The 19,499-nt window shown below is 74.0% G+C and carries 19 protein-coding genes, 1 pseudogene and 1 riboswitch; of the genes and pseudogenes, 7 read left to right on the top strand and 13 right to left on the bottom strand.

The genetic code is table 11. The annotated features are described in order from the left end of the window. From ACYVG5_RS12070 to ACYVG5_RS12080, 3 genes and pseudogenes are all read right to left on the bottom strand, one after another. A partial coding sequence (locus ACYVG5_RS12070; protein ID WP_460683213.1) for a HAMP domain-containing protein occupies positions 1-1,021 on the bottom strand: 1,021 nt, incomplete at its 3' end. A gap of 126 nt (positions 1,022-1,147) precedes the next feature. Then, on the bottom strand, positions 1,148-1,756 hold the full coding sequence (locus ACYVG5_RS12075) for a BCCT family transporter (protein WP_460683214.1): 609 nt from the start codon (positions 1,754-1,756) through the stop codon (positions 1,148-1,150). Positions 1,757-1,847: 91 nt separating this feature from the next. Next, a pseudogene (locus tag ACYVG5_RS12080) lies at positions 1,848-3,014 on the bottom strand (BCCT family transporter); the annotation flags it as partial. Between the two features lie 216 nt (positions 3,015-3,230). On the opposite strand from ACYVG5_RS12080, the gene ACYVG5_RS12085 reads away from it, so the two are divergent. Both ACYVG5_RS12085 and ACYVG5_RS12090 read left to right on the top strand, forming a co-directional pair. Continuing rightward, the gene (locus tag ACYVG5_RS12085) at positions 3,231-4,124 is read left to right on the top strand and encodes a mechanosensitive ion channel family protein (RefSeq protein WP_460683215.1); all 894 of its coding nucleotides are present in this window, start codon (positions 3,231-3,233) and stop codon (positions 4,122-4,124) included. Beyond that, on the top strand, positions 4,121-4,669 hold the full coding sequence (locus ACYVG5_RS12090; protein WP_222050687.1) for a hypothetical protein: 549 nt from the start codon (positions 4,121-4,123) through the stop codon (positions 4,667-4,669). The genes ACYVG5_RS12085 and ACYVG5_RS12090 overlap by 4 nt, the downstream gene beginning before the upstream one ends. A gap of 40 nt (positions 4,670-4,709) precedes the next feature. Here the strand turns inward: ACYVG5_RS12090 and ACYVG5_RS12095 are convergent, their stop codons facing one another. Next, entirely contained in the window at positions 4,710-6,161 is a 1,452-nt protein-coding gene (locus ACYVG5_RS12095; RefSeq protein ID WP_222050686.1) for an amidase, read from the bottom strand. A gap of 37 nt (positions 6,162-6,198) precedes the next feature. Then, positions 6,199-7,227: a zinc-binding dehydrogenase gene (locus tag ACYVG5_RS12100; protein WP_222050685.1), complete on the bottom strand. Its 1,029-nt coding sequence runs from the start codon at positions 7,225-7,227 to the stop codon at positions 6,199-6,201. Between the two features lie 135 nt (positions 7,228-7,362). Further along, a riboswitch (SAM riboswitch) is annotated at positions 7,363-7,478 on the top strand. 41 nt (positions 7,479-7,519) lie between these two features. Between ACYVG5_RS12100 and ACYVG5_RS12105 the strand changes: the two genes are divergently transcribed. The 3 genes from ACYVG5_RS12105 (at position 7,520) to ACYVG5_RS12115 (ending at position 11,193) form a co-directional block, all read left to right on the top strand. Beyond that, on the top strand, positions 7,520-8,818 hold the full coding sequence (locus ACYVG5_RS12105; RefSeq protein ID WP_222050684.1) for a bifunctional o-acetylhomoserine/o-acetylserine sulfhydrylase: 1,299 nt from the start codon (positions 7,520-7,522) through the stop codon (positions 8,816-8,818). A gap of 1 nt (position 8,819) precedes the next feature. Beyond that, positions 8,820-9,926 (top strand): homoserine O-acetyltransferase MetX, encoded by a 1,107-nt coding sequence (metX, locus tag ACYVG5_RS12110; protein WP_222050683.1) that lies wholly within the window; start codon positions 8,820-8,822, stop codon positions 9,924-9,926. Positions 9,927-10,059: 133 nt separating this feature from the next. Beyond that, positions 10,060-11,193, top strand: coding sequence for a fatty acid desaturase family protein (locus ACYVG5_RS12115; protein WP_222050682.1), 1,134 nt, complete (start codon positions 10,060-10,062; stop codon positions 11,191-11,193). A 19-nt stretch (positions 11,194-11,212) separates the two neighbouring features. On the opposite strand, the gene ACYVG5_RS12120 is transcribed toward ACYVG5_RS12115, so the two are convergent. The 6 genes from ACYVG5_RS12120 to ACYVG5_RS12145 form a co-directional block, all read right to left on the bottom strand. Next, positions 11,213-11,743 carry a gamma carbonic anhydrase family protein gene (locus ACYVG5_RS12120; protein WP_222050681.1) on the bottom strand — a complete coding sequence of 177 codons (531 nt, stop codon included), beginning with the start codon at positions 11,741-11,743 and terminating at the stop codon, positions 11,213-11,215. A 223-nt stretch (positions 11,744-11,966) separates the two neighbouring features. After that, a complete protein-coding gene (locus ACYVG5_RS12125) occupies positions 11,967-12,857 on the bottom strand; it encodes an NAD(P)H-hydrate dehydratase (protein ID WP_222050680.1) in 891 nt (296 codons plus the stop codon). Then, positions 12,838-13,584 (bottom strand): histidine phosphatase family protein, encoded by a 747-nt coding sequence (locus ACYVG5_RS12130; protein ID WP_222050679.1) that lies wholly within the window; start codon positions 13,582-13,584, stop codon positions 12,838-12,840. Before ACYVG5_RS12130 ends, ACYVG5_RS12125 begins: the two co-directional genes overlap by 20 nt. Positions 13,585-13,670: 86 nt before the next feature. Then, on the bottom strand, positions 13,671-14,678 hold the full coding sequence (locus ACYVG5_RS12135; RefSeq protein WP_222050678.1) for a C40 family peptidase: 1,008 nt from the start codon (positions 14,676-14,678) through the stop codon (positions 13,671-13,673). A gap of 114 nt (positions 14,679-14,792) precedes the next feature. Then, positions 14,793-15,299, bottom strand: coding sequence for a hypothetical protein (locus tag ACYVG5_RS12140; RefSeq protein WP_222050677.1), 507 nt, complete (start codon positions 15,297-15,299; stop codon positions 14,793-14,795). A gap of 119 nt (positions 15,300-15,418) precedes the next feature. After that, positions 15,419-15,724, bottom strand: coding sequence for a hypothetical protein (locus tag ACYVG5_RS12145; RefSeq protein WP_222050676.1), 306 nt, complete (start codon positions 15,722-15,724; stop codon positions 15,419-15,421). Positions 15,725-16,102: 378 nt separating this feature from the next. Here ACYVG5_RS12145 and ACYVG5_RS12150 point away from each other — a divergent pair, with 378 nt between their 5' ends. Both ACYVG5_RS12150 and ACYVG5_RS12155 read left to right on the top strand, forming a co-directional pair. Then, the gene (locus tag ACYVG5_RS12150; protein ID WP_222050675.1) at positions 16,103-16,327 is read left to right on the top strand and encodes a DUF2339 domain-containing protein; all 225 of its coding nucleotides are present in this window, start codon (positions 16,103-16,105) and stop codon (positions 16,325-16,327) included. Between the two features lie 24 nt (positions 16,328-16,351). Then, positions 16,352-16,528, top strand: a complete 177-nt coding sequence (locus ACYVG5_RS12155; protein WP_222050674.1) for a hypothetical protein — start codon at positions 16,352-16,354, stop codon at positions 16,526-16,528. Between the two features lie 34 nt (positions 16,529-16,562). Here ACYVG5_RS12155 and ACYVG5_RS12160 read toward each other — a convergent pair whose 3' ends face one another. After that, complete coding sequence (locus ACYVG5_RS12160) at positions 16,563-17,951, bottom strand: metallopeptidase TldD-related protein (protein WP_222050673.1); 1,389 nt, start codon at positions 17,949-17,951, stop codon at positions 16,563-16,565. After that, positions 17,948-19,462, bottom strand: a complete 1,515-nt coding sequence (locus ACYVG5_RS12165; RefSeq protein ID WP_222050672.1) for a TldD/PmbA family protein — start codon at positions 19,460-19,462, stop codon at positions 17,948-17,950. Before ACYVG5_RS12165 ends, ACYVG5_RS12160 begins: the two co-directional genes overlap by 4 nt. Positions 19,463-19,499 lie beyond the last annotated feature (37 nt).

A 19,499-nucleotide genomic window follows, 5' to 3' on the forward strand; every position in this document is an offset into this window, starting at 1 on the left:
CCCGGATCGAGGCACCCATCTCCTCCGCACCCGCAGCCACCGTGCCCACGTTCCGCGACACCTCCTCCGCCGCCGCCGACACCACACCCGACTGCGCACTGGTCTCCTCCGCCGACGCCGAGATCTGCGCCGAGGACGCCGACAACTCCTCCGACGACGCCGCCACCGCATCCGCCGACGCGGCGACACCGGCGAGCACCGTGCGGAGGTGCTGCTGGGCCGCGGCCAGCGACTGCGCCATCCGGCCGACCTCGTCGCGGCTGGTCACCCCCGACTCGACGGTGAGGTCGCCGGTGGCCATCGCCGCCAGGGTGGCCTCCACCCGGACGATGGGGCGGGTCAGCGAGCGCTGGGTGAGCAGGCAGATGCCGACGACGAGCACCAGGCCGATGCCGACCACGACCACGGCGGTGCGGTCGGCGCTGGTGATCGCCGCCGAGAGCTCGACCTGGGTCGCGGTGGTCGCGGCCTCGAGGGCGGCCTTCGCCTCGCTCACGGCACCGTCGGTGAGGTCGTTGGCGGCCTGGATGCCCTCCCACTGCAGCCGCGCACCGGCCTGGTCCGCCACCGCCGCCTCGACGAAGGAGCTGATCGCGTCCAGGTAGGTCACGTAGGTCGCCTGCACCTGCGCCGCGGCGTCGGCGGGTGCACCGCTGAGCGGGACCTCCGCCAGCTCGGCGAGCAACCGGGTGGGGGTCGCCACGTCGTCGGCCAGCTCGGCGAGCTGTTCCGACGGCACCGGCCGCACCAGCGCCTTGAAGCCGTCGACCTTCAGCTCGCTGGCCCGGGTGTCGAGCTGCAGGACCAGCTCCTGGGCGGTGGCCAGCCGGTCGAGGCGCTCGTTGGCGTCGCGCACCGAGCCGTTCGAGGTGAGCAGCGCGGTGAGCAGCGAGCCGAACACCAGGACGACGACGCCCAGCACGAACCCGAACTTCACCGCCAGCCGGCGGTCGGCGAACCACCCCGAGGCGCCGCCCGGGCGCGCGGCAGGGAGCGTGCGCAGGGGCAGCGAGCGGGCCATCGAGGATCCTCCGGAGTCGGATGAGAACGGGGAGTTCTCGCTCCGACTTCGGCAGGCGCCGCTCGTGATCAAGCCGAGGGCCCGGGCTCGGGACCAAAGACCCTGGTCCCGAGCCCGGTGCGGCGATCAGCCGCGCGGCTCCTGGGGCCGTCCGGCCGTACCGACCTCCGACCGCGAGGCGACGTCCCGGTCCGCCGGCTGCGGCACCGGCGAGCCGACCTGCCCGGCGCCGGCCCCGTCCCCGGGATCCGGGGACCGGGAGGACAGGTCGGCACCGGGGGAAGGCTCGACGACCAGCGCGAAGTCGTCGCCGTGCCGGGTGATGCCCTCGACGACGGCCTGCTCGACGGCCTCGCTGGCGAAGGCCCGGCGCAGCATCATCGGATCGGTGCGCAGATCCTTGGCCAGCGCCACGGCCATGCCCACCATCACCAGCGAGAACGGCAGCGCGGCGATGATCGTGAGGTTCTGCAGCCCGGTGAGCGCGTCCTCCCCGACCAGCAGCATGATCGCCGCCACCGCCCCCATCACGATGCCCCAGAAGATGACGATCCGCCGGGTCGGCTCGAGGGTGCCCCGCTCGGACAGCGAGCCCATCACGATCGAGGCGGCATCGGCGCCGGAGACGAAGAAGATCGCCACGAGCACCATGACCAGCACCGTCATCACCGTGGCGAGCGGATAGGTCTCCAGCACGCCGAACAGCTGGCCCTCCGGGGTCGACTGCCCGGCCACGTCCGCACCGTCCTGCTGGGCGGCGATCCCCGCCCCCCCCGAACACCGCGAACCAGATGAGGCTGACCGCGCTGGGCACCAGCAGGACGCCGGTGACGAACTGCCGGATGGTGCGGCCCCGGCTGATCCGGGCGATGAACAGCCCGACGAACGGCGTCCAGCTGATCCACCACGCCCAGTAGAAGACCGTCCAGCCGCGCAGCCACTCGGCCATCGCGTCGCCGCCGCTGGCCTCGGTCCGGGCAGCCATCTCGCCGAGGTCGGCGAAGTAGTTGCCGATCGTGGTCGGGAGCAGGTTGAGGATCAGCACCGTCGGGCCGACGACGAAGACGAACACCGCCAGCACCAGGGCCAGCACCATGTTGATGTTGGACAGCCACTGGATGCCCTTGGCGACGCCGGAGACCGCCGAGGCGACGAACGCCGCGGTCAGCACCGCGATGATCGCGACGATCAGGCCGTTGCCCACGGTGCCGGCCCAGCCGAGGATCTCCACCCCGCTGCCGATCTGCAGGGCCCCCAGGCCCAGCGAGGCGGCCGACCCGAAGAGGGTGGCGAAGATGGCCAGGACGTCGATGACCTTGCCGGCCGGGCCGGCGGCGCGCCGTTCCCCGATCAGCGGGATGAACGCGGCGCTGATCAGCTGCCGGCGCCCGCGGCGGAAGGTGCCGTAGGCGATGGCCAGGCCGACCACCGCGTAGATCGCCCAGGGGTGCAGCGTCCAGTGGAACAGCGTGGTCGCCATCGCCGTGGAGACGGCCTCGGGCGTCTCGGCGTCGACGCTGCGCGGAGGTGGCGCGACGTAGTGCGACAGCGGCTCGCTGACACCGAAGAACATCAGCCCGATGCCCATCCCGGCGCTGAACATCATCGCGATCCAGGAGACCGTCCGGAACTCCGGCCGCTCGCCGTCCCGGCCCAGCGGGATGCGGCCGTACTTGCTGGCCGCCACCCAGATCACGAAGATGACGAACCCGGACGCCAGGACGACGAACAGCCAGCCGAGGTTCTCCTCGACCCAGGCCAGTGCGCTCCCGCTCGTGCTGCCCAGGTTCCCCGGCGCCATGAAGCCCCAGGCGACGAAGGCCAGGGCGACGACCGCGGCGACGCCGAAGACGACGGTGTCGAGCGTGCCCGTGCGGCCGGTCTCCGCGGGCGGCTGGGCGAGGGCGGGGTGCCGATCGGCGAACGACCCCACGCGGCGGGGGCCCGGCTCGTCCCCGGTGTGGCCGGGTGGTGCTGTGGGTGTGCTGGACATGATGTGTCTGGCGCCGCGGTGCGGCGCCTCTCCCTTCACGTCGGTCGGTCGGCCGTCGTCCCGGTGCTCGGGGCGGCGCAGCTCATCTCACCGTGCGGCATGCCCCGCGGGCAACGCAAACCGGGGATGATCACGATCGGATCACCGCCCCCCACGAGCGGACCGGTGGGCCGGCGGGCCACACTGGACGCCGATGGACGTCCAGGTGATCGCCCCGTGAACGACCTCCTCGACTGGCTCCGCGGCCGCGGGCTCGAGGTCGTGCTGATCGTCCTCGGGTCGGTGCTGCTGGCCCGTTTCGTCGGCTGGATCGGCGGCCGGATCACCGACCGGATCGACGCCACCGCCAGCGGCTCCGACGCGCTGGTCCGGTCGGAGGCGGCGAAGCACCGGCACTCGCTGACCCAGGTGCTGACCTGGGTCGGGATCGTGCTGATCTACTCGATCGCGGTCTTCTTCGTGCTCGACCGGCTCGGCATCCCGATCACCGGCCTCGTCGCGCCGGCCACCGTGCTGGGCGTCGGCCTGGGCTTCGGCGCGCAGCGGGTCGTCGGCGACGTGCTGGCCGGCTTCTTCCTCATCACCGAGCGGCAGTACGGCTTCGGTGACGTCGTCTCCATCCAGGTCCTGGGCGGCGGCGACCCGGCCGTCGGCACGGTCGAGGACGTCACGCTGCGGATCACCCGGGTGCGCTCGCCCGACGGCGAGGTGGTGATTGTCTCCAACGGCCAGATCGTCAAGGTCGTGAACCTCTCCCGTGACTGGGCACGGGCCGTGGTCGACGTGCCGGTGCCCTCCAGCGCCGACGTCAACCGGGTGCAGGACGTGCTGCGGCAGGTGGGCCAGCACGCCTTCGCCGACGAGCGACTGCACCGCCTGCTGCTCGACGAGCCCAGCGTGATGGGCGTGGAGAGCCTGTCCCTGGAGGAGGTGAACGTGCGGATCGTGGCGCGCACCCTGCCCGGCAAGCAGTTCGAGGTGAGCCGGGACCTGCGGGCCCGGGTGGCGCTGGCGCTGTCCCGCGAGGGCGTGTCACTGCGCGCCAGCGCGCCCAGCGTCCAGGACGAGGCGCTGGCCGAGGACCGGGCCCGGACCGGCGGTGCGGCATGAGCGCACCGTCGGGCGACCAGCCGACCCAGATCCTCCCGTCCACGGCCGCACAGCCCGCGCCGACGACGGAGGCGCCGGCCCCGGTCCGGTTCTGGCGGCAGCGGGTTCCGGCCCGGATCGGCCGCGCCCACACCTCGACCGTCGTCCTGGCGGTGCTGTTCGTCGCGTTCTTCTCCCTCTACCTCGTGGTGCGTCCCGCGGTCGAGTACACGACGGTCGAGACGATCGACGGGCAGACCGTCCGGGTGCCGGTCTCGGAACTGGCGCCCACCACCGAGCCGGCCGAGCCGACCGAGCCCACCGCGCCGACCAGCGACGTCCCGGTGCCCGGCGGCCCCACCGGCACGGTGTCCCCGACCACCACCCCCGGCGGGGCGACGCCGTCCCGGAGCACCTCCCCGACCCGGCCGGACGACGACGAGACCGGCGAGCAGCCGCCGTCGTCCTCGCGCGCCCCGACGACGACCCGGGCGCCGACCACCACCGAGTCCGAGCCGGAGCAGGAGACGGGTCCGGAGCAGGAGCCGTCGTCCCCCACGGAGTGACCGCGGCGGTACCGGCCCGGTGACCCGGGTCGGGGCCGGATCAGAGGCCCAGCTCATCGAGCAGTCCGGGCCACCGGCCGCTCCAGGGCGCGGCCGCCTCGAACGCGGCGGACGCCGCGAGCACCGTGCGGTCGGCGAGGTGCCCCCCGATGATCTGCATGCCCACCGGCAGGCCGCCGGCGGTGAAGCCGGCCGGGACGGACGCGGCCGGCTGGCCGGTGAGGTTGATCGGTGAGGTGAGCGCGACCGTGGCGGCCGGTGGGGGCACGATGCGGCCGTCCACCTTCTCCGGGCCCTGCATGTGCACCGGGAAGGCCGGCACGCACACCGTGGGGGTCAGCACGAGGTCGACGTCCTGCATGAAGCGCCACATCGTGTTCGACAGCGCCTGGCGGGCGGTGCGCGCAGCGGTCAGCTCCTCGGCGGTCCACGGGCGCTGCAGGAAGTCGACGAGGTGCGGCGTCATCTGCGCGGCGTGCTCCGGGAGCAGGGCGCGCATGCCCGCCAGATCGGAGTCCTGGGCGACGGCTCCCCAGAAGGCCAGGTACGGGTCGTCCCAACCCGGGTCCCGGAGCTCGACGGAACAGCCCAGGCCCTCGAACACCGTGGCGGCCGCCGAGACCACGCTCCTGACCTCGGGGGCGACCGCGGCGTAGCCCCAGTCGAGGCTGAGCGCGACCCTCAGCCCACGAACGTCCTCCGCGATCGCATCGAGCCAGTGCACGTCGGCGCAGGGGATGGAGTGCCGGTCCCGGGGGTCCGGCCCGGCCATGACACTGAGCATGAGGGCCGCGTCCGCGACCGTCCGGCTGAGCGGGCCGATGTGTTCGAGGGATTCCCAGCTCGAGAACCCGGGGTACCGCTCGTCCCGGCACCCGGGGTAGAGCGGAACACGACCCATGGACGGCTTCATGCCGAAGATGCCGCACAGGGCCGCCGGGATCCGGACCGAGCCACCACCGTCACTGCCGACGGCGACCGGGCCGAGTCCGGCAGCGACCGCCGCCCCGGAACCCGAGCTCGATCCTCCCGGCGTGAGCTCGGTGTTCCACGGATTGCGGGTGGTCTCGAAGACCGGGTTGTGGCCCACGCCGCTGTAGCCGAATTCCGGGACGTTGGTCTTGCCGATGGTGATGGCGCCGGCCGCCCCCAGCCGTTCGACGACGACGTCGTCCTCCGCCGGGACGAAGTCCCGGTAGGCCATGGACCCACCCGCTGTCCGGATGCCCGCCGTGGACACGAGGTCCTTGATCCCCAGCGGAACCCCCGCGAGGGGGCCGACCTCGTCGCCCCGCATGATCGCCTGCTCGACCCGGCGGGCCTGCTCGCGGGCCAGCTCGGGCGTCGGGGTGCAGAACGCGTGCAGGTGCGGTTCCAGGGTCTCCATGCGCTGGAGGACCACCTCGGTCACCTCGACGGGGGACACGTCCTTGTCCCGCACCAACCGGGCGAGCTCCACCGCGGTGCTCCGGCCGATCTCCACACTGTTCATCGGGCTGCCTCTCCTGTACTCGACGGTCGTTCCTGTCTCAGAACCGGGTGACGACGGCGATCCCCGGCTCCCGGCCGACCGCGGCCAGCGCCGGCCCGGCGTCCGCGAGCGCCAGCTCCCGGGTGACCAGCAGGTCCGGGCGCAGCCGGCCGGCCGCGATCAGCGACAGCATCGGCGGGTAGTCGGCCGCGGCCATCCCGTGGCTGCCCAGCACGGCCAGCTCGCCGGCGACGACGAGCTCCATCGGGATCTCGGGGCGGCCGACGGCCGGCGGCAGCAGGCCCACCTGCACGTGCCGCCCGCGGGGGCGCAGGCCGCGGATGGAGTTGACGCAGGTCACGGCCGAGCCGGCGGCGTCCAGCGACACGTGCGCGCCGCCGCCGGTCAGCTCGGTGACCGCGCCCGGCACGTCCGCCGTCCCCGGCACGACGTGCTCGGCGCCCAGCTGCCGGGCCAGGTCCAGCGCGGCCGGGGAGACGTCCACGGCCACCACGCGGGCGCCGGCCGCGACGGCGACCTGCACCGCCGACAGCCCCACCCCGCCGCAGCCGTGCACCGCCACCCACTCACCGGGGCGCACCCGGGCCACCCCGGTGACCGCGCGGAACGCGGTCGCGAAGCGGCAGCCCAGGCCGGCCGCGGTGCCGAACGCGAGCTCCGGGGGAAGCGCGACCAGGTTGACGTCGGCGGCGTCCAGGGCGACGAGCTCGGCCAGCGACCCCCAGTGGGTGAACCCGGGCTGCGTCTGGCGCAGGCAGACCTGCCCGGCACCTTCCCGGCAGGGTGCGCAGCGCCCGCAGGCGCAGACGAAGGGCACGGTCACCCGGTCGCCCACCACCCAGCTGCGCACCCGCGGCCCGACGGCGGCCACGGTGCCGGCCAGCTCATGGCCGGGCACGTGCGGCAGGACGACGTCCGGATCGTGCCCGGACCAGGCGTGCCAGTCGCTGCGGCAGATGCCGCTGGCGCCCACCCGGACGACCACGCCGTCCGGCGCCGGCACGGGGTCGGGTACCGACCGGACCGTCAGCGGCCCGCCGAACTCCTCGAACACCAGCGCGCGCACGGCAGTCAGCCTGCCCGACCGCCCCGAGAGGGCCAAAATCGCGACTTTGGCCCTCTTCGGGGAGCAGCCGGTCCACCGGCCCGCCCAGGAGGGCCGATTGTGCCGCCGTGAGCGCAGCTCCTAAGATCATCGACGGCTCACGAGAGGCAGCGACAAGCACCTGGCTGGCTGCCCGGCAACCTCAACTCCGTCTGAGGTGCTCCAGGGGAAGAGCTGGCCGGGCGGCAACCGCCGCCCGACAACGGACGGAGTCCCTCCGAACGGGTCTCCCGACCTGCAGAGGAGTGCACCGATGTCCGACGTCGACAAGACCGCCTGGAGCTTCGAGACCCGGCAGATCCACGCCGGAACCGCGCCCGACCCCACCACCGGGGCCCGCGCACTGCCCATCTACGCCACCACCGCGTACCAGTTCCGCGACACCCAGCACGCCGCGGACCTGTTCGGCCTGGCCGAGATGGGCAACATCTACACCCGGATCATGAACCCGACGCAGGACGCGCTCGAGCAGCGCGTCGCCTCGCTGGAGGGCGGCGTCGCGGCGCTGGCGGTGGCCAGCGGGATGTCGGCGACGACGCTGGCGCTGCTCAACGTCGCCGAGGCCGGCGACCACGTCGTCGCCTCCGCCTCGCTCTACGGCGGCACCTACAACCTGCTGCACCACTCGCTGCCCAAGCTGGGCATCACCGTCTCCTTCGTCGAGGACCCCGACGACGCGGCGAACTGGCAGTCGCTGGTGCAGGACAACACCAAGGCCTTCTTCGCCGAGTCCATCGGCAACCCGAAGGGCGACGTCCTCGACATCGAGACCGTCGCCGGGGTGGCGCACCGCAACGGCGTGCCGCTGATCGTCGACAACACCATCGCGACGCCGTTCCTGATCCGGCCCTTCGAGTTCGGGGCCGACATCGTCGTCCACTCGGCCACCAAGTACCTGGGCGGGCACGGCACCGCGATCGCCGGGCTCATCGTCGACGGCGGGACGTTCACCTGGACCGGCGGGAAGTTCCCCGGCTTCACCACGCCCGACCCGACGTACCACGGCGTGGTCTACGCTGACCTGGGTGCGCCGGCCTACGCCCTCAAGGCGCGGGTCCAGCTGCTCCGCGACCTCGGCCCGGCGATCTCGCCGTTCAACGCGTTCCTCGTCGTGCAGGGGATCGAGACGCTGTCGCTGCGGATGGAGCGGCACGTGGCCAACACCGTCGAGGTGGCGAGGTTCCTCGAGGCCCACGACGAGGTGGACCGGGTCAACTACCCGGGGCTGGCGTCCTCGCCCTGGCACGCGGCCCAGCAGAAGTACGCGCCGAAGGGGGCCGGTGCGGTGCTCACCTTCGAGCTGCACGGCGGCACCGAGGCCGGCCGGCGCTTCGTGGAGGCCCTCGAGCTGCACAGCCACGTGGCCAACATCGGCGACGTGCGCAGCCTGGTCATCCACCCGGCGTCCACCACGCACTCCCAGCTCACCGCCGAGGAGCAGCTGACCACCGGGGTGACCCCGGGCCTGGTGCGGCTGGCCGTCGGCCTGGAGGGCATCGAGGACATCCTGGCCGACCTGGCGGCCGGGTTCCGCGCCGCCAAGGGCGCCTGAGGTGGCGGCCGGGTCCGGCGGCTGGACGCCGGCGGACCCGGCCGGCGACCGCCACTTCCTCGACCTCGACCCCGACCGGCCGTTCGTGCTCGAGCGCGGCGGCGCGCTGCCCGCCGTGCGGGTGGCGTACGAGACCTGGGGCACGCTCGCGCCCGACGGCGGGAACGCGGTCCTGGTCGAGCACGCGCTGACCGGTGACAGCCACGTCACCGGCCCGGCCGGGCCCGGTCACCCCACCGCGGGCTGGTGGCCCGACCTGATCGGCCCCGGGTCACCGCTGGACAGCGACCGGCTCTTCGTCGTCTGCGCCAACGTGCTCGGCGGCTGCCAGGGCACCACCGGCCCGTCCTCGACCGCGCCGGACGGCCGGCCCTGGGGCTCCCGGTTCCCCGAGGTGACCATCGCCGACCAGGTCGCCGTCGAGGCCGCCCTCGCCGACGCGCTGGGCATCGCCCGGTGGACGGCGGTGCTCGGCGGCTCGATGGGCGGCATGCGCGCCCTGGAGTGGGCGGTCGGCCGGCCGGAGCGGGTGGAGCGGCTGTTCTCCATCGCCGCGTGCGCCGTCGCCAGCGCCGACCAGATCGGCACCCAGACGACCCAGCAGGCCGCGATCCGCAGCGACCCGGCCTGGGCCGGCGGGGACTACCCGCGGTCCGGCGTCCGGGCGGACGCCCCGGTCACCGGGCTCGGCATCGCCCGCCGGATCGCCCACCTCACCTACCGCAGCGGCGTGGAGCTCGACGCCCGCTTCGGCACGGTGGTCCAGGACGACGGCCGTTTCGCCGTCGCCTCCTACCTCGCCCACCACGCCGCCAAGCTGGCCGCCCGCTTCGACGCCGGCAGCTACGTGGTGCTCACCGAGGCGATGAACAGCTGGGACGTCGGCCGGGGCCGCGGCGGGGTCGAGGCGGCCCTCGCCCGGGTGACCGCGCGCTCGGTGGTGGCCGGCGTGGACTCCGACCGGCTCTACCCGCCGGCCCAGCAGCAACGGCTCGCCGACGGGCTCGGCGTTCCGCTGCACCTGATCAGCTCCCCGTACGGCCACGACGGTTTCCTGCTGGAGACCGGTGAGGTGGGCGCGCTCGTCCGCCGGCTGCTGCGCGCCTGAACCGGGCCGGCGGTGATCGTCAGGCGGCTCGGCGGAACGTCGCCTACTGTCGGGGAGCGCCGACCGCGCGATGTCCACCCTCGCCGTCGGCGAACTCCGGACTGTTCCATGCCACCCCAGCAGAGAGGCGGCGATGTCCGCTCACGTCCTCGACGAGGCGACCGACCCTCGTCCGACCGACCCGGCCGGTTCCCGGCGCACCCCCCGCCCGGCCGGCCGCTCGGAACGCAACCGGCAGGTCAGCGTCTACGCGGAGCTGTCCGCCCGGGTCCGGGACGCCGGGCTGCTCGACCGGCGCCGCGGCTGGTACGTCACCCGGATCGGCCTCACCGTCGCCGCCTTCGCCGGCGTGTGGGCAGCCGTCGTCGCCGTGGGGAACTCGTGGTGGCAGCTCGGCCTGGCCGCCGTCCTGGCGCTCGTCTGCGCCCAGTTCGGCTTCCTCGGCCACGACACCGCGCACCGCCAGGCCTTCGGCTCCCACGCGGTCAACGAGTGGTCCGCCCGGGTGCTGTCCTGCGGCTTCGCCGGCATCGGCTACGGCTGGTGGATGGGCAAGCACAACAAGCACCACAACGCGCCCAACCAGCAGGGCAAGGACCCCGACATCTCCTCCGCCGTGCTGGCCTTCACCCCCGACGACGCGGCCGAGCGCACCACCGGCCTGCGCGGCTGGTTCACCCGGCACCAGGGCTGGGCGTTCTTCCCGCTGCTGACGCTGGAGGGCGTGGCCCTGCACGCCAACAGCATCGCCACGCTGGTGCGGCAGAAGTCGATGCCGCACCGCCGGCTGGAGCTGGCGCTGATCGCGGTGCGCCTCGGCGGGTTCGTCGCCGCGGTCTTCCTGCTGATGCCGGCGGGGATCGCCGCGGCGTTCGTCGCCGTCCAGCTGGGCGTCTTCGGCCTGCTGCTGGGCGGGTCGTTCGCGCCCAACCACAAGGGCATGCCGGTCGTGCCGAAGAACGCCAAGGTCGACTTCCTGCGCCGCCAGGTGCTCATGTCCCGCAACATCCGCGGCGGCCGGTTCACCGACTTCATGATGGGTGGGCTGAACTACCAGATCGAGCACCACCTCTTCCCGAGCATGCCGCGGCCGAACCTGAAGCACGTGCAGCCGATGGTGCGCGAGCACTGCGCGGCGCACGGCATCAGCTACACCGAGACGTCGCTGGCCGGCTCGTACCGGCTGGTCGTGCAGTACCTGAACCGGGTGGGCATCGGCGAGCGCGACCCGTTCACCTGCCCGCTGGTGCAGACGATCCGCAACTGAGCCGCCCGGCCCGTCGGCGTCACTGCACCCGGCGGACGGCGCGGTGCTGGTCGAGCCGGTCGGTGTAGCTCGTCGCGTTGAGCCGGATCGCCGTCCGGTCGTCCTCGGTCGTCTCCCGCCGGACCTTGGCGGGCACCCCGGCGACCAGCGAGTTCGGCGGGATCTCCGCGCCCTGCATGACCACCGCACCCGCGGCGATGATCGAGCCCGACCCGATGTGGGCGCCGTTGAGCACGGTGCTGCCCATGCCCACCAGCACGTCGTCGTCGACCCGGGCGCCGTGCAGCACCACGTTGTGGCCCACGGTCACGCCCCGGCCGATGACCAGCGGATGGCCGGGGTCGCTGTGCAGCGTGGAGCCGTCCTGGATGTTGGAGTCCGCGCCGATCTCGATGGCCGCGGAGTCGGCGCGGGCGATCGCGCCGTACCAGATGCTGGCGCGCGGCCCCATGGTCACCTTGCCGACGACGACGGCCGTGGGCGCCACGAACGCCGCCGGATCGATGTCCGGCGCACCGAAGTCGAGCTCCCCGATGTAGCTGTCAGCCACGCTGCTGCTCCTCCGCGAGGCCACGGGCCCTCCCCGCGGCGGCTCCCCTGCTTACCGCAGCGACGCCGGGCCGGCACCGGCGGGTGGTCCGTCGGCGCCCCACTCGGCCAGGAAGGCGGCCGCCGTCAGCTCGTCGAGCCTCGCGGGCGGGCACGTCCGGCAGGTCCGCGGCGCTGGTCACCCCGCCAGGGTGGCCGATGCCGGACGACGGCTCGAGCGCCCCCTACAGGTCGACCTCGGCCAGCACCCGCGGGATCTCCGGCGGCAGCTCGCGGGCCAGGAAGCCCAGCTTGCCCACGCGCGCGGCCAGCCTCTCACCCGCCCGCCCGTGCAGGTGCGCCGCCCACACCGCGGCCTGCGTCGGCTCGGCGCCCCGGGCCAGCAGCCCGGCCACCACCCCGGCCCGGACGTCGCCGGAGCCGGACACCCCCAGCCCGGCCCCACCGCTCTGGTCCTCCCACAGCCGGCCATCCGCGGCGGCGACCCAGCTGGTCGCCCCGCCGAGGCCGACCGCGGCCTGCGCCGCCCCGGCCAGCCGGCGGGCCGCGCCGGCCGGGTCGGCGTCGACCTCCGCCGGGTCGGCGTGCAACGAGATCGCCAGCTCGGCCGGGTTCGGGGTGAGGACGACGTCGCCGCCGAGATGGTGCAGGCAGCCGGGGTCGGCGGTGACCGCGGCGAGCCCGAGCGCGTCCAACGCGACCGGCCCCTGGAGGTGCGGCAGCATCGCCTCCACCAGACCGCGGGTCTCCTCCTCGTCGGCCATGCCCGGCCCGATCAGCACCGCGGAGGCGCTCTCGGCGAGGTCGAGCACCAGCTCGGCCGACGAGGCGCGGATCGCGCCCGCCGCCGTCGACGGGACCCCGCGCACCAGCGCCTCGGGCAGGGAGATCGAGACGTGCGGCGCGACCTTCGACGGGACGACCACCTGCAGCTTCCCCGCCCCCGACCGCAGCGCCGCCTCCGCGGCCAGCAGCACCGCGCCGAGGGTCTCGGTGCTGCCACCGACCACGAGGATCGAGCCGCGGGCGTCCTTGCCGCCGGTCGGCTCGGGCAGCCGCCAGTCGCGCAGCACCTGCGGGGTGACCAGGACGGGATCAGGCTGGGGACGGGACATCGTTCTCCTCGGTCACGGGGGCCTGCGGATCGTCCGACAGGTGCGTAACGCTGTTGAAGTCGACGAGCCGGAAGAGCCCGTCGTCCGCGCGCTCGTAGCGGGTGACCGACGTGTTGGCGACCTGCTCGTCCCGGTCGATCTCCAGCAACCGCGACTCGGCCAGCTCCTCGACCACGTACCGGAACACCATCACCACCGCCTGGTGGGAGAAGCACATCAGCCGCTCACCGTCGTGCCGCAGCGCCTCGGTGGCCAGCAGGCTGCGCACCCGGAGAGCGACGTCGGCCCAGCTCTCCCCGCCCGGGGGCCGGTAGTAGAACTTGCCCAGCAGATCGCGCCGGCGGGCCTCGTCGGGGTACTCGTCGCGGATGCCCTCCCGCGTCATCCCGTCGAAGGAGCCGAAGTCGCGTTCCCGCAGCCGCTCGTCGTAGCGGATCGTCAGCTCCAGGCCGCTGGCCGCCACCGCCCGGTCGGCGGTGGTGGCGGCCCGGGCGAACGGGGAGCTCAGCACGGTCGTCGGCCGCTCGTCGGGGTGCAGGCCGGCGAGCCAGCGGCCCAGCGCGTCGGCCTGCTCCTCGCCGCCCGCCGACAGCGGGACGTCGGGGTCGCGGACGTCGAGCTCGAGTCGTCCGGCGCCGCTCCGCTGGGCCTGCGCGTCGGCCAGGTTGCCCTGGCTCTCCGCGTGCCGGACGAGCCACAGGGCGCTGGGACCGGGTGCGTGCGCCATCGCGCTCCTGCCGTCGGAGGGTGCGCCGCGGGCGCCGTCCGGGCTGCCCTAGCCGATCGTGCCGCCGCCGAAACGGCGCGGCGGGTCTAGGCGGTGACGCGGACGGCCTTCACGTAGCCGCCCTTGTCCACGCTGGTCACCGCGACGGGGCGGCCGGGCACGCTGGCGTGCACCATCTGGCCGTTGCCGATGTAGAGGCCCACGTGGCTGATCGGGGTGTAGAAGAAGACCAGGTCGCCGGGCTGCAGGTCGGCCCGGGACACCGGGACGCCGATGGTCGACTGGGCCCGGCTCGAGCGCGGCAGGGTGATCCCGGCGGCGGCGTAGGCGTACGTGGTCAGTCCGGAGCAGTCGAAGGCGTCCGGGCCCGTGGCGCCGGGCACGTACCGGTCACCGAGCTGGCCCAGCGCCGTCTGCACGGCCGCCCCGGCGGCCGCGGTGGGTGCGGGGGCCGGGTTGGCGGCGTTCAGCACGGGGCCGCTGAGGGTGTTCTGCACCCGCACCTGGTCGGCGGCGGTGAGGCGGGCGAGGTCGGCCTCGAAGCCGGCCAGCTCGTCCTCCAGCACCTCCTTGCGCTCGGCCAGCTCGGCCGCCGCTGCGGTGGCCGCGGCGGCCGCGGCGGCCGCGGCCGCCTGCGCCTCGGTGGCGGCGTCGCGGGCGACGGCGACCCGGGCGACGACGCCGTCGGCGTGCACGGCGAGCCGGTCGAGGGTGGACAGCTGCTGGATCAGGTCGTCGGCCGACGAGCTGGTGAGGAACGCAGCGATCTTGGTCCGGGTGGAGCCGGTGTAGCCGGCGTAGGCGATCGCCCGGAGCTGCGGAGCCAGGGCGTCGACGGCGACCTGGGCCTGCGCGGCCGCCTGGCCCGCGGCCGCGGCGGCGGCCTGCTGCTGCTCGGCGGTCGCCTCGGCCTCGTGCACCTGCTCGTCGATCTCGCGGAGCTGGGCGCCGGCGTCGACGACGGCCTGGCGGGCCTGGTCGGCGGTGGCCGGCGGGGCGGCCGGCGCTAGGCCCGGGGTCAGGACGACGGTGATCCCGGCGGTCACGGCCAGTGCCGCGGCACGGGTCCATCCGCGGGCGGTCGAGCGGGTCACCGGGCCTCCCTCTGCGCTCGCCGCACCCCTGGAGGGGGAGTCAGGAGACCAGCGCGTCGGGACGGAACGTAAGGGCGCGGCGGCGCAGCGTCGGCTCGGCGCGCTCAGACGGGCTCAGTCCCACAAACCTCCTGTCCCACGCGCCACATCCGCCCCGGGAGTCACCCGCGACGACCGTTCAGGAGGTATGAGGCGGTCGGCGACGAGGCCGGTGGCGAGGGAGTAGACGGCCTTGTGCAGCAGGTCGACGACCAGGTCCTGCCGGGACCACGTCCACGGCGGTGATCCCACGCCGGTCGCGTTCTCCAGGGTCTGGTCGGTGGCCAGCCGGACCGAGGCGTGCCAGGCCGAGGCGCGCCAGCCGCGGAGGCCGGCGGCCGACCAGATGCCGCGCAGCGCGCCCAGGGTGGCACCGGTGCCCCAGTGCATCAGATGGTTGCGCACCGGCGGGCGCGCGGACTCGGGGAGCCGCCGTCCGGTGGTCAGCGCGGTGAGCGTGCGGGCCGGCACGTAGGAACTCGGCCGGGCCGTCAGGTGCTGTTCCAGCTTCTCGCCGGCGGTCATCACCGCGACGCCGGCCAGGCCGGCCAGGGCGCCGCGCAGTGCTGCTCGTCCCCACATGGGGACGGGGCTACCCGGGCGACGTCGCGCGGAATCGGCCGTCGGCGCACGTCGGGATGCGCCCGACCGGAGGATTCCGCCGGCCGGGCACCGCGGTGCCCGGGCGACGGGGTGAGCGATCAGCCGGCGGCCGGCTCCTGGGACTCCAGGGCACCGACGGCGGCGACGTCGCGCAGGATGGCCAGCAGCTCGCCGGAGGTCCACGCCTCGCAGCAATCGCACTGGCCGTCCGGGGCGAAGCTGCGGAGGCCGAGGCTGCCGCCGGCCTGGTCCTCGGCGAGGGCCAGCTGGCCGTCGGCGGGGTTCCGGTGGCAGCGGCACCCCGAGGCGCACATGCCCAGCCCCCAGCCGGAGACGATGACCGACGCACCGCTCTCGTGCACGCTGCCGAGCTGGAAGATCGACGGCTTCTGCTGGTACGTCATCTGAGGCTCCCCTCGCCGTCCCTGGCTTGACTGCAGGGAGTGGTCATCGGCTCACGAGAAGTACAGCTGAACTACGCTCCGTACCCGGGCAGACGCGCTGGGACACGCCTACTCGGTGTTTCTTCCAACCCGTACGGCACTCGAGTCCCATGTGCCCCGTTCTCATCCGAGCAGAAACGTCCCGCCCGCAACCGGCAGCGCCCGGGGCGCTGGGCTGCGGCGGCTGTCCGGCGCCGGGCCGGTCGGCCAGAGTCTGCCTGGCAGTGATCTGGACCTCACCTCCGGGTGCCGAACCAGGGGCGATCGCACCCCGGCCCGGTGGACCACGGGTACGCCGGCCGTGGGATGACCGCTCTCCACCGGGGTACCGACCGGCCCATGTCGATGACAGCACCGATGGAGCCCAACCTGCCCGGCGGGGACGACGGCATCCCGGCCGCCGATGCCGGCACGGGCGCACCGCCGCCGGCCGAGGGCTTCGGGATCGCCGGCGAGGAGCCGGACGCTCCGGAGCAGGCGTCCGGCGCGCCGGACGCCGATCCCCCGGCGGACACCCCGTTCCGCACGCCGGACCCCGCCGAGGTCGGCCCGGACGTCGGCTAACCACCGGTTCCGACGTGCCGCCGGATGGGTACGACCCGGGGCATGTCCACCCCCGAGCACGACCCCAGCACCGAGCCGACCAGCGACGACGCGCAGACCCAGGGCACCGAGCCCACCGGCAACCCGGTCGACCCGGCCATGGCCTCGTCCAGCCCGGACCCCGGGCAGACCGACCGGGACCTGCGGCACGAGGACGACTGACCGCGGCGGTCCGTCGCCCTCAGCCGGCAATGCGTCAGCTGGCCGGGCTGACCGAGCTCATGTTGAAGTCCGGCACCCGCAGCATCGGCATCGCCGCCCGGGTGAACCAGTCGTTCCACTCCCGGGGCAGCGTCCGCTCGGTAACGCTGGCCTGGGTGGCCCGGCCCAGCAGGTCGACCGGTGACTCGTTGAACCGGAAGTTGTTCACCGCCCCGGTGACCTCGCCGTTCTCGACGAGGAACACGCCGTCCCGGGTGAGCCCGGTGAGCAGCAGGGTCTGCGGGTCGACCTCGCGGATGTACCAGAGCGTGGTCAGCAGCAGGCCGCGCTCGGTCGCCGCGATCAGCTCGGCCTGCGTGGCGGTGGCGGCCCGATCCTCCAGGATGAGGTTGTCGACGGCCGCGGTCGCCGGGGCCGTCGTCCGCAGCGCCCACGCCCGCGGCCGGATCAGGTTGGTCAGCACCCCACCGGAGATCCAGTCGACCGCCGGGGTGGCCATGCCGTTGTCGAACACCGACGCCGAGCCCGACGACCCGCCGACCACCTGGAACGGGCTGCACTCCAGCCCCGGCGCGTGCGGGTCGCTGCGCAGGGTCAGCGGCAGCGCCGCCAGCCGGTCGCCGATCCGGTTGCCGCCGCCGGCCCTGGCGTAGACGTTGCGCCCCTCGTCGGCGTCGCGCGCCTCCATGGTCCAGTGCGCGTAGACCATCAGGTCGCTGACCGCGGACGGCGGCAGCAGCGTCTCGTACCGCCCGGCCGGCAGCTCCACCTTCCGCTGCGACCAGGCCATCTTCCGCGCGACCTCGGCGGCCAGGCCGGCGACGGAGACGTCGGTGAAGTCGCGGGTGCCCACGCCGGCCCATACCGAGCGGCTGAAGTCGGCGGCCTTGCCGTTCAGCTCGACCCGGCCGGTGGGCTGGTCGTGCCGCAGCCGCAGACCGGTGGAGGTGCCCAGGTAGGTGGTCGCGAGCTGGTGCTCGGCGAACCCGAACAGCAGCTCGCTGCGGTCACGGGCGTCGCCGAAGGCCGCGCCGAGGGCGGGGGCGAAGTCGGCGAACACGTCGATCGAGGTCTGCGCGGCCTCGGCATCCCAGTCGCCGGCACCTGGCGGGACGTCGCTGATCAGCGGCATCGCGTCCTCGGCCGGCCCGGCGTCGCGGGCGGCCTGCTCGCTGGCGGCCACCAGCTCGGCGATGTCCGGCGTCCCGGTGCGGGCCACCGTGCCCGTCGCCATGCCGGCGCCGCCGTCGACGAAGGAGATGACGACGACCTGCCGCGAGCGCATCGCACCGTTGGTGGTCAGGCTGTTGCCGGCCCAGCGGAGGTTGGCCTCCGAGCTCTCCACGACGTAGGCGACCTGCCCGTCGGCGGTCGAGGCGTCCAGCGCGCGCTCGACCAGCTCCTGGGGCATCTGCGAGCTCATCGGCCGGACTCCTGGGCGGTGTTGAGGATGTTCGTGTTCTCGAACAGGGCGCTGGGGCAGCCGTGGCTCACCGGCGCCACCTGACCCGGCTGGGCCTTGCCGCAGTTGAAGGCGCCGCCGAGCACGTAGGTCTGCGGGCCGCCGACGACGCTCATCGAGTTCCAGAAGTCCGTCGTCGTCGCCTGGTAGGCCACGTCGCGGAGCTGGCCGGCCAACCGGCCGTTCTCGATCCGGTAGAACCGCTGGCCGGTGAACTGGAAGTTGTACCGCTGCATGTCGATCGACCAGCTCTTGTCGCCGAGCACGTAGATGCCGCGCTCGACCCCGCCGATGATCTCCTCGGTCGAGGGCCCGTCGGGAGCCGGCTGCAGCGACACGTTGGCCATCCGCTGCACCGGCACGTGGGCCGCGGAGTCGGCGAACGCGCACCCGTTGGACCGTGCCATGCCGCGCAGCCGGGCCATGTTGCGGTCGACCTGGTAGCCGACCAGCACGCCGTCGCGGATGAGGTCCCACTGCTGGCCGGCCACGCCCTCGTCGTCCCAGCCGACCGTGGACAGCCCGTGCTCGGCCGTCCGGTCGCCGGTGACGTGCATGAGCGGCGAGCCGTACTGCAGGGTGCCGAGCTTGTCGACGGTGGCGAACGAGGTGCCGGCGTAGGCGGCCTCGTAGCCGAGCGCGCGGTCGAGCTCGGTGGCGTGCCCGATCGACTCGTGGATGGTCAGCCACAGGTTCGACGGGTCGACCACCAGGTCGTAGCGGCCCGGCTCGACCGTGGGCGCCTTCGTCTTCTCGCGCAGCAGTTCGGGCAGCTCGGCGAGCTCGCTGCGCCAGTTCCAGCCGTCGCCGGTCAGGAACTCCCAGCCGCGCCCGACCGGCGGGGCCAGCGTGCGCATCGACTCGAAGGCGCCGGTCGACCGGTCGACGGTGAGCGCGGTGAACTCCGGGTGCAGGCGCACCCGCTGCTGGCGGGTGCGGGTGCCGGCCGTGTCGGCGTAGTACTTCTGCTCCTTGACCTGCAGGACGCTGGTCTGCACGTGCTCGACGCCGTCGGCGGCCAGCAGCTGCTCGGACAGCTCGGTGAGCAGCCCGGTCTTCTCTCCGTCGGGAACGGCGAACGGATCGACCTGGTAGGCCGACACCCACTCGGCGTCGACGTACACCGGTTCGGGAGCGAGCTCGACGCGGTCGGTGTTCATCGCGGCGGACACCCGGGCGACGGCGACGGCCTCCTCGGCCAGCCGGACCGCCTCGGCCGCGGTGAGCACCACGCCGGCGGCGAAGCCCCAGGTGCCCTCGTGCACGACGCGGACGGCCAGGCCGAGGTCCTGCCCGTCGGCCAGCGCCTCGAGCCGGGCGTCGCGCAGCCGGATCGCCTGGGTGCGGATCCGCTCGACCCGCAGGTCGGCGTGCTCGCAGCCCAGGTCGACCGCGCGGGTCAGCGCCGCCTCGGTGAGCGCGGACAGCGGCAGGGCGAGAAAGGACTCGTCGACGGAACGGGTCTCGGACACGGGTCCGTGTCTACCAGTTGAAGGACCCCGGGAGCGG

It is taken from the genome of Modestobacter lapidis, assembly GCF_054780755.1.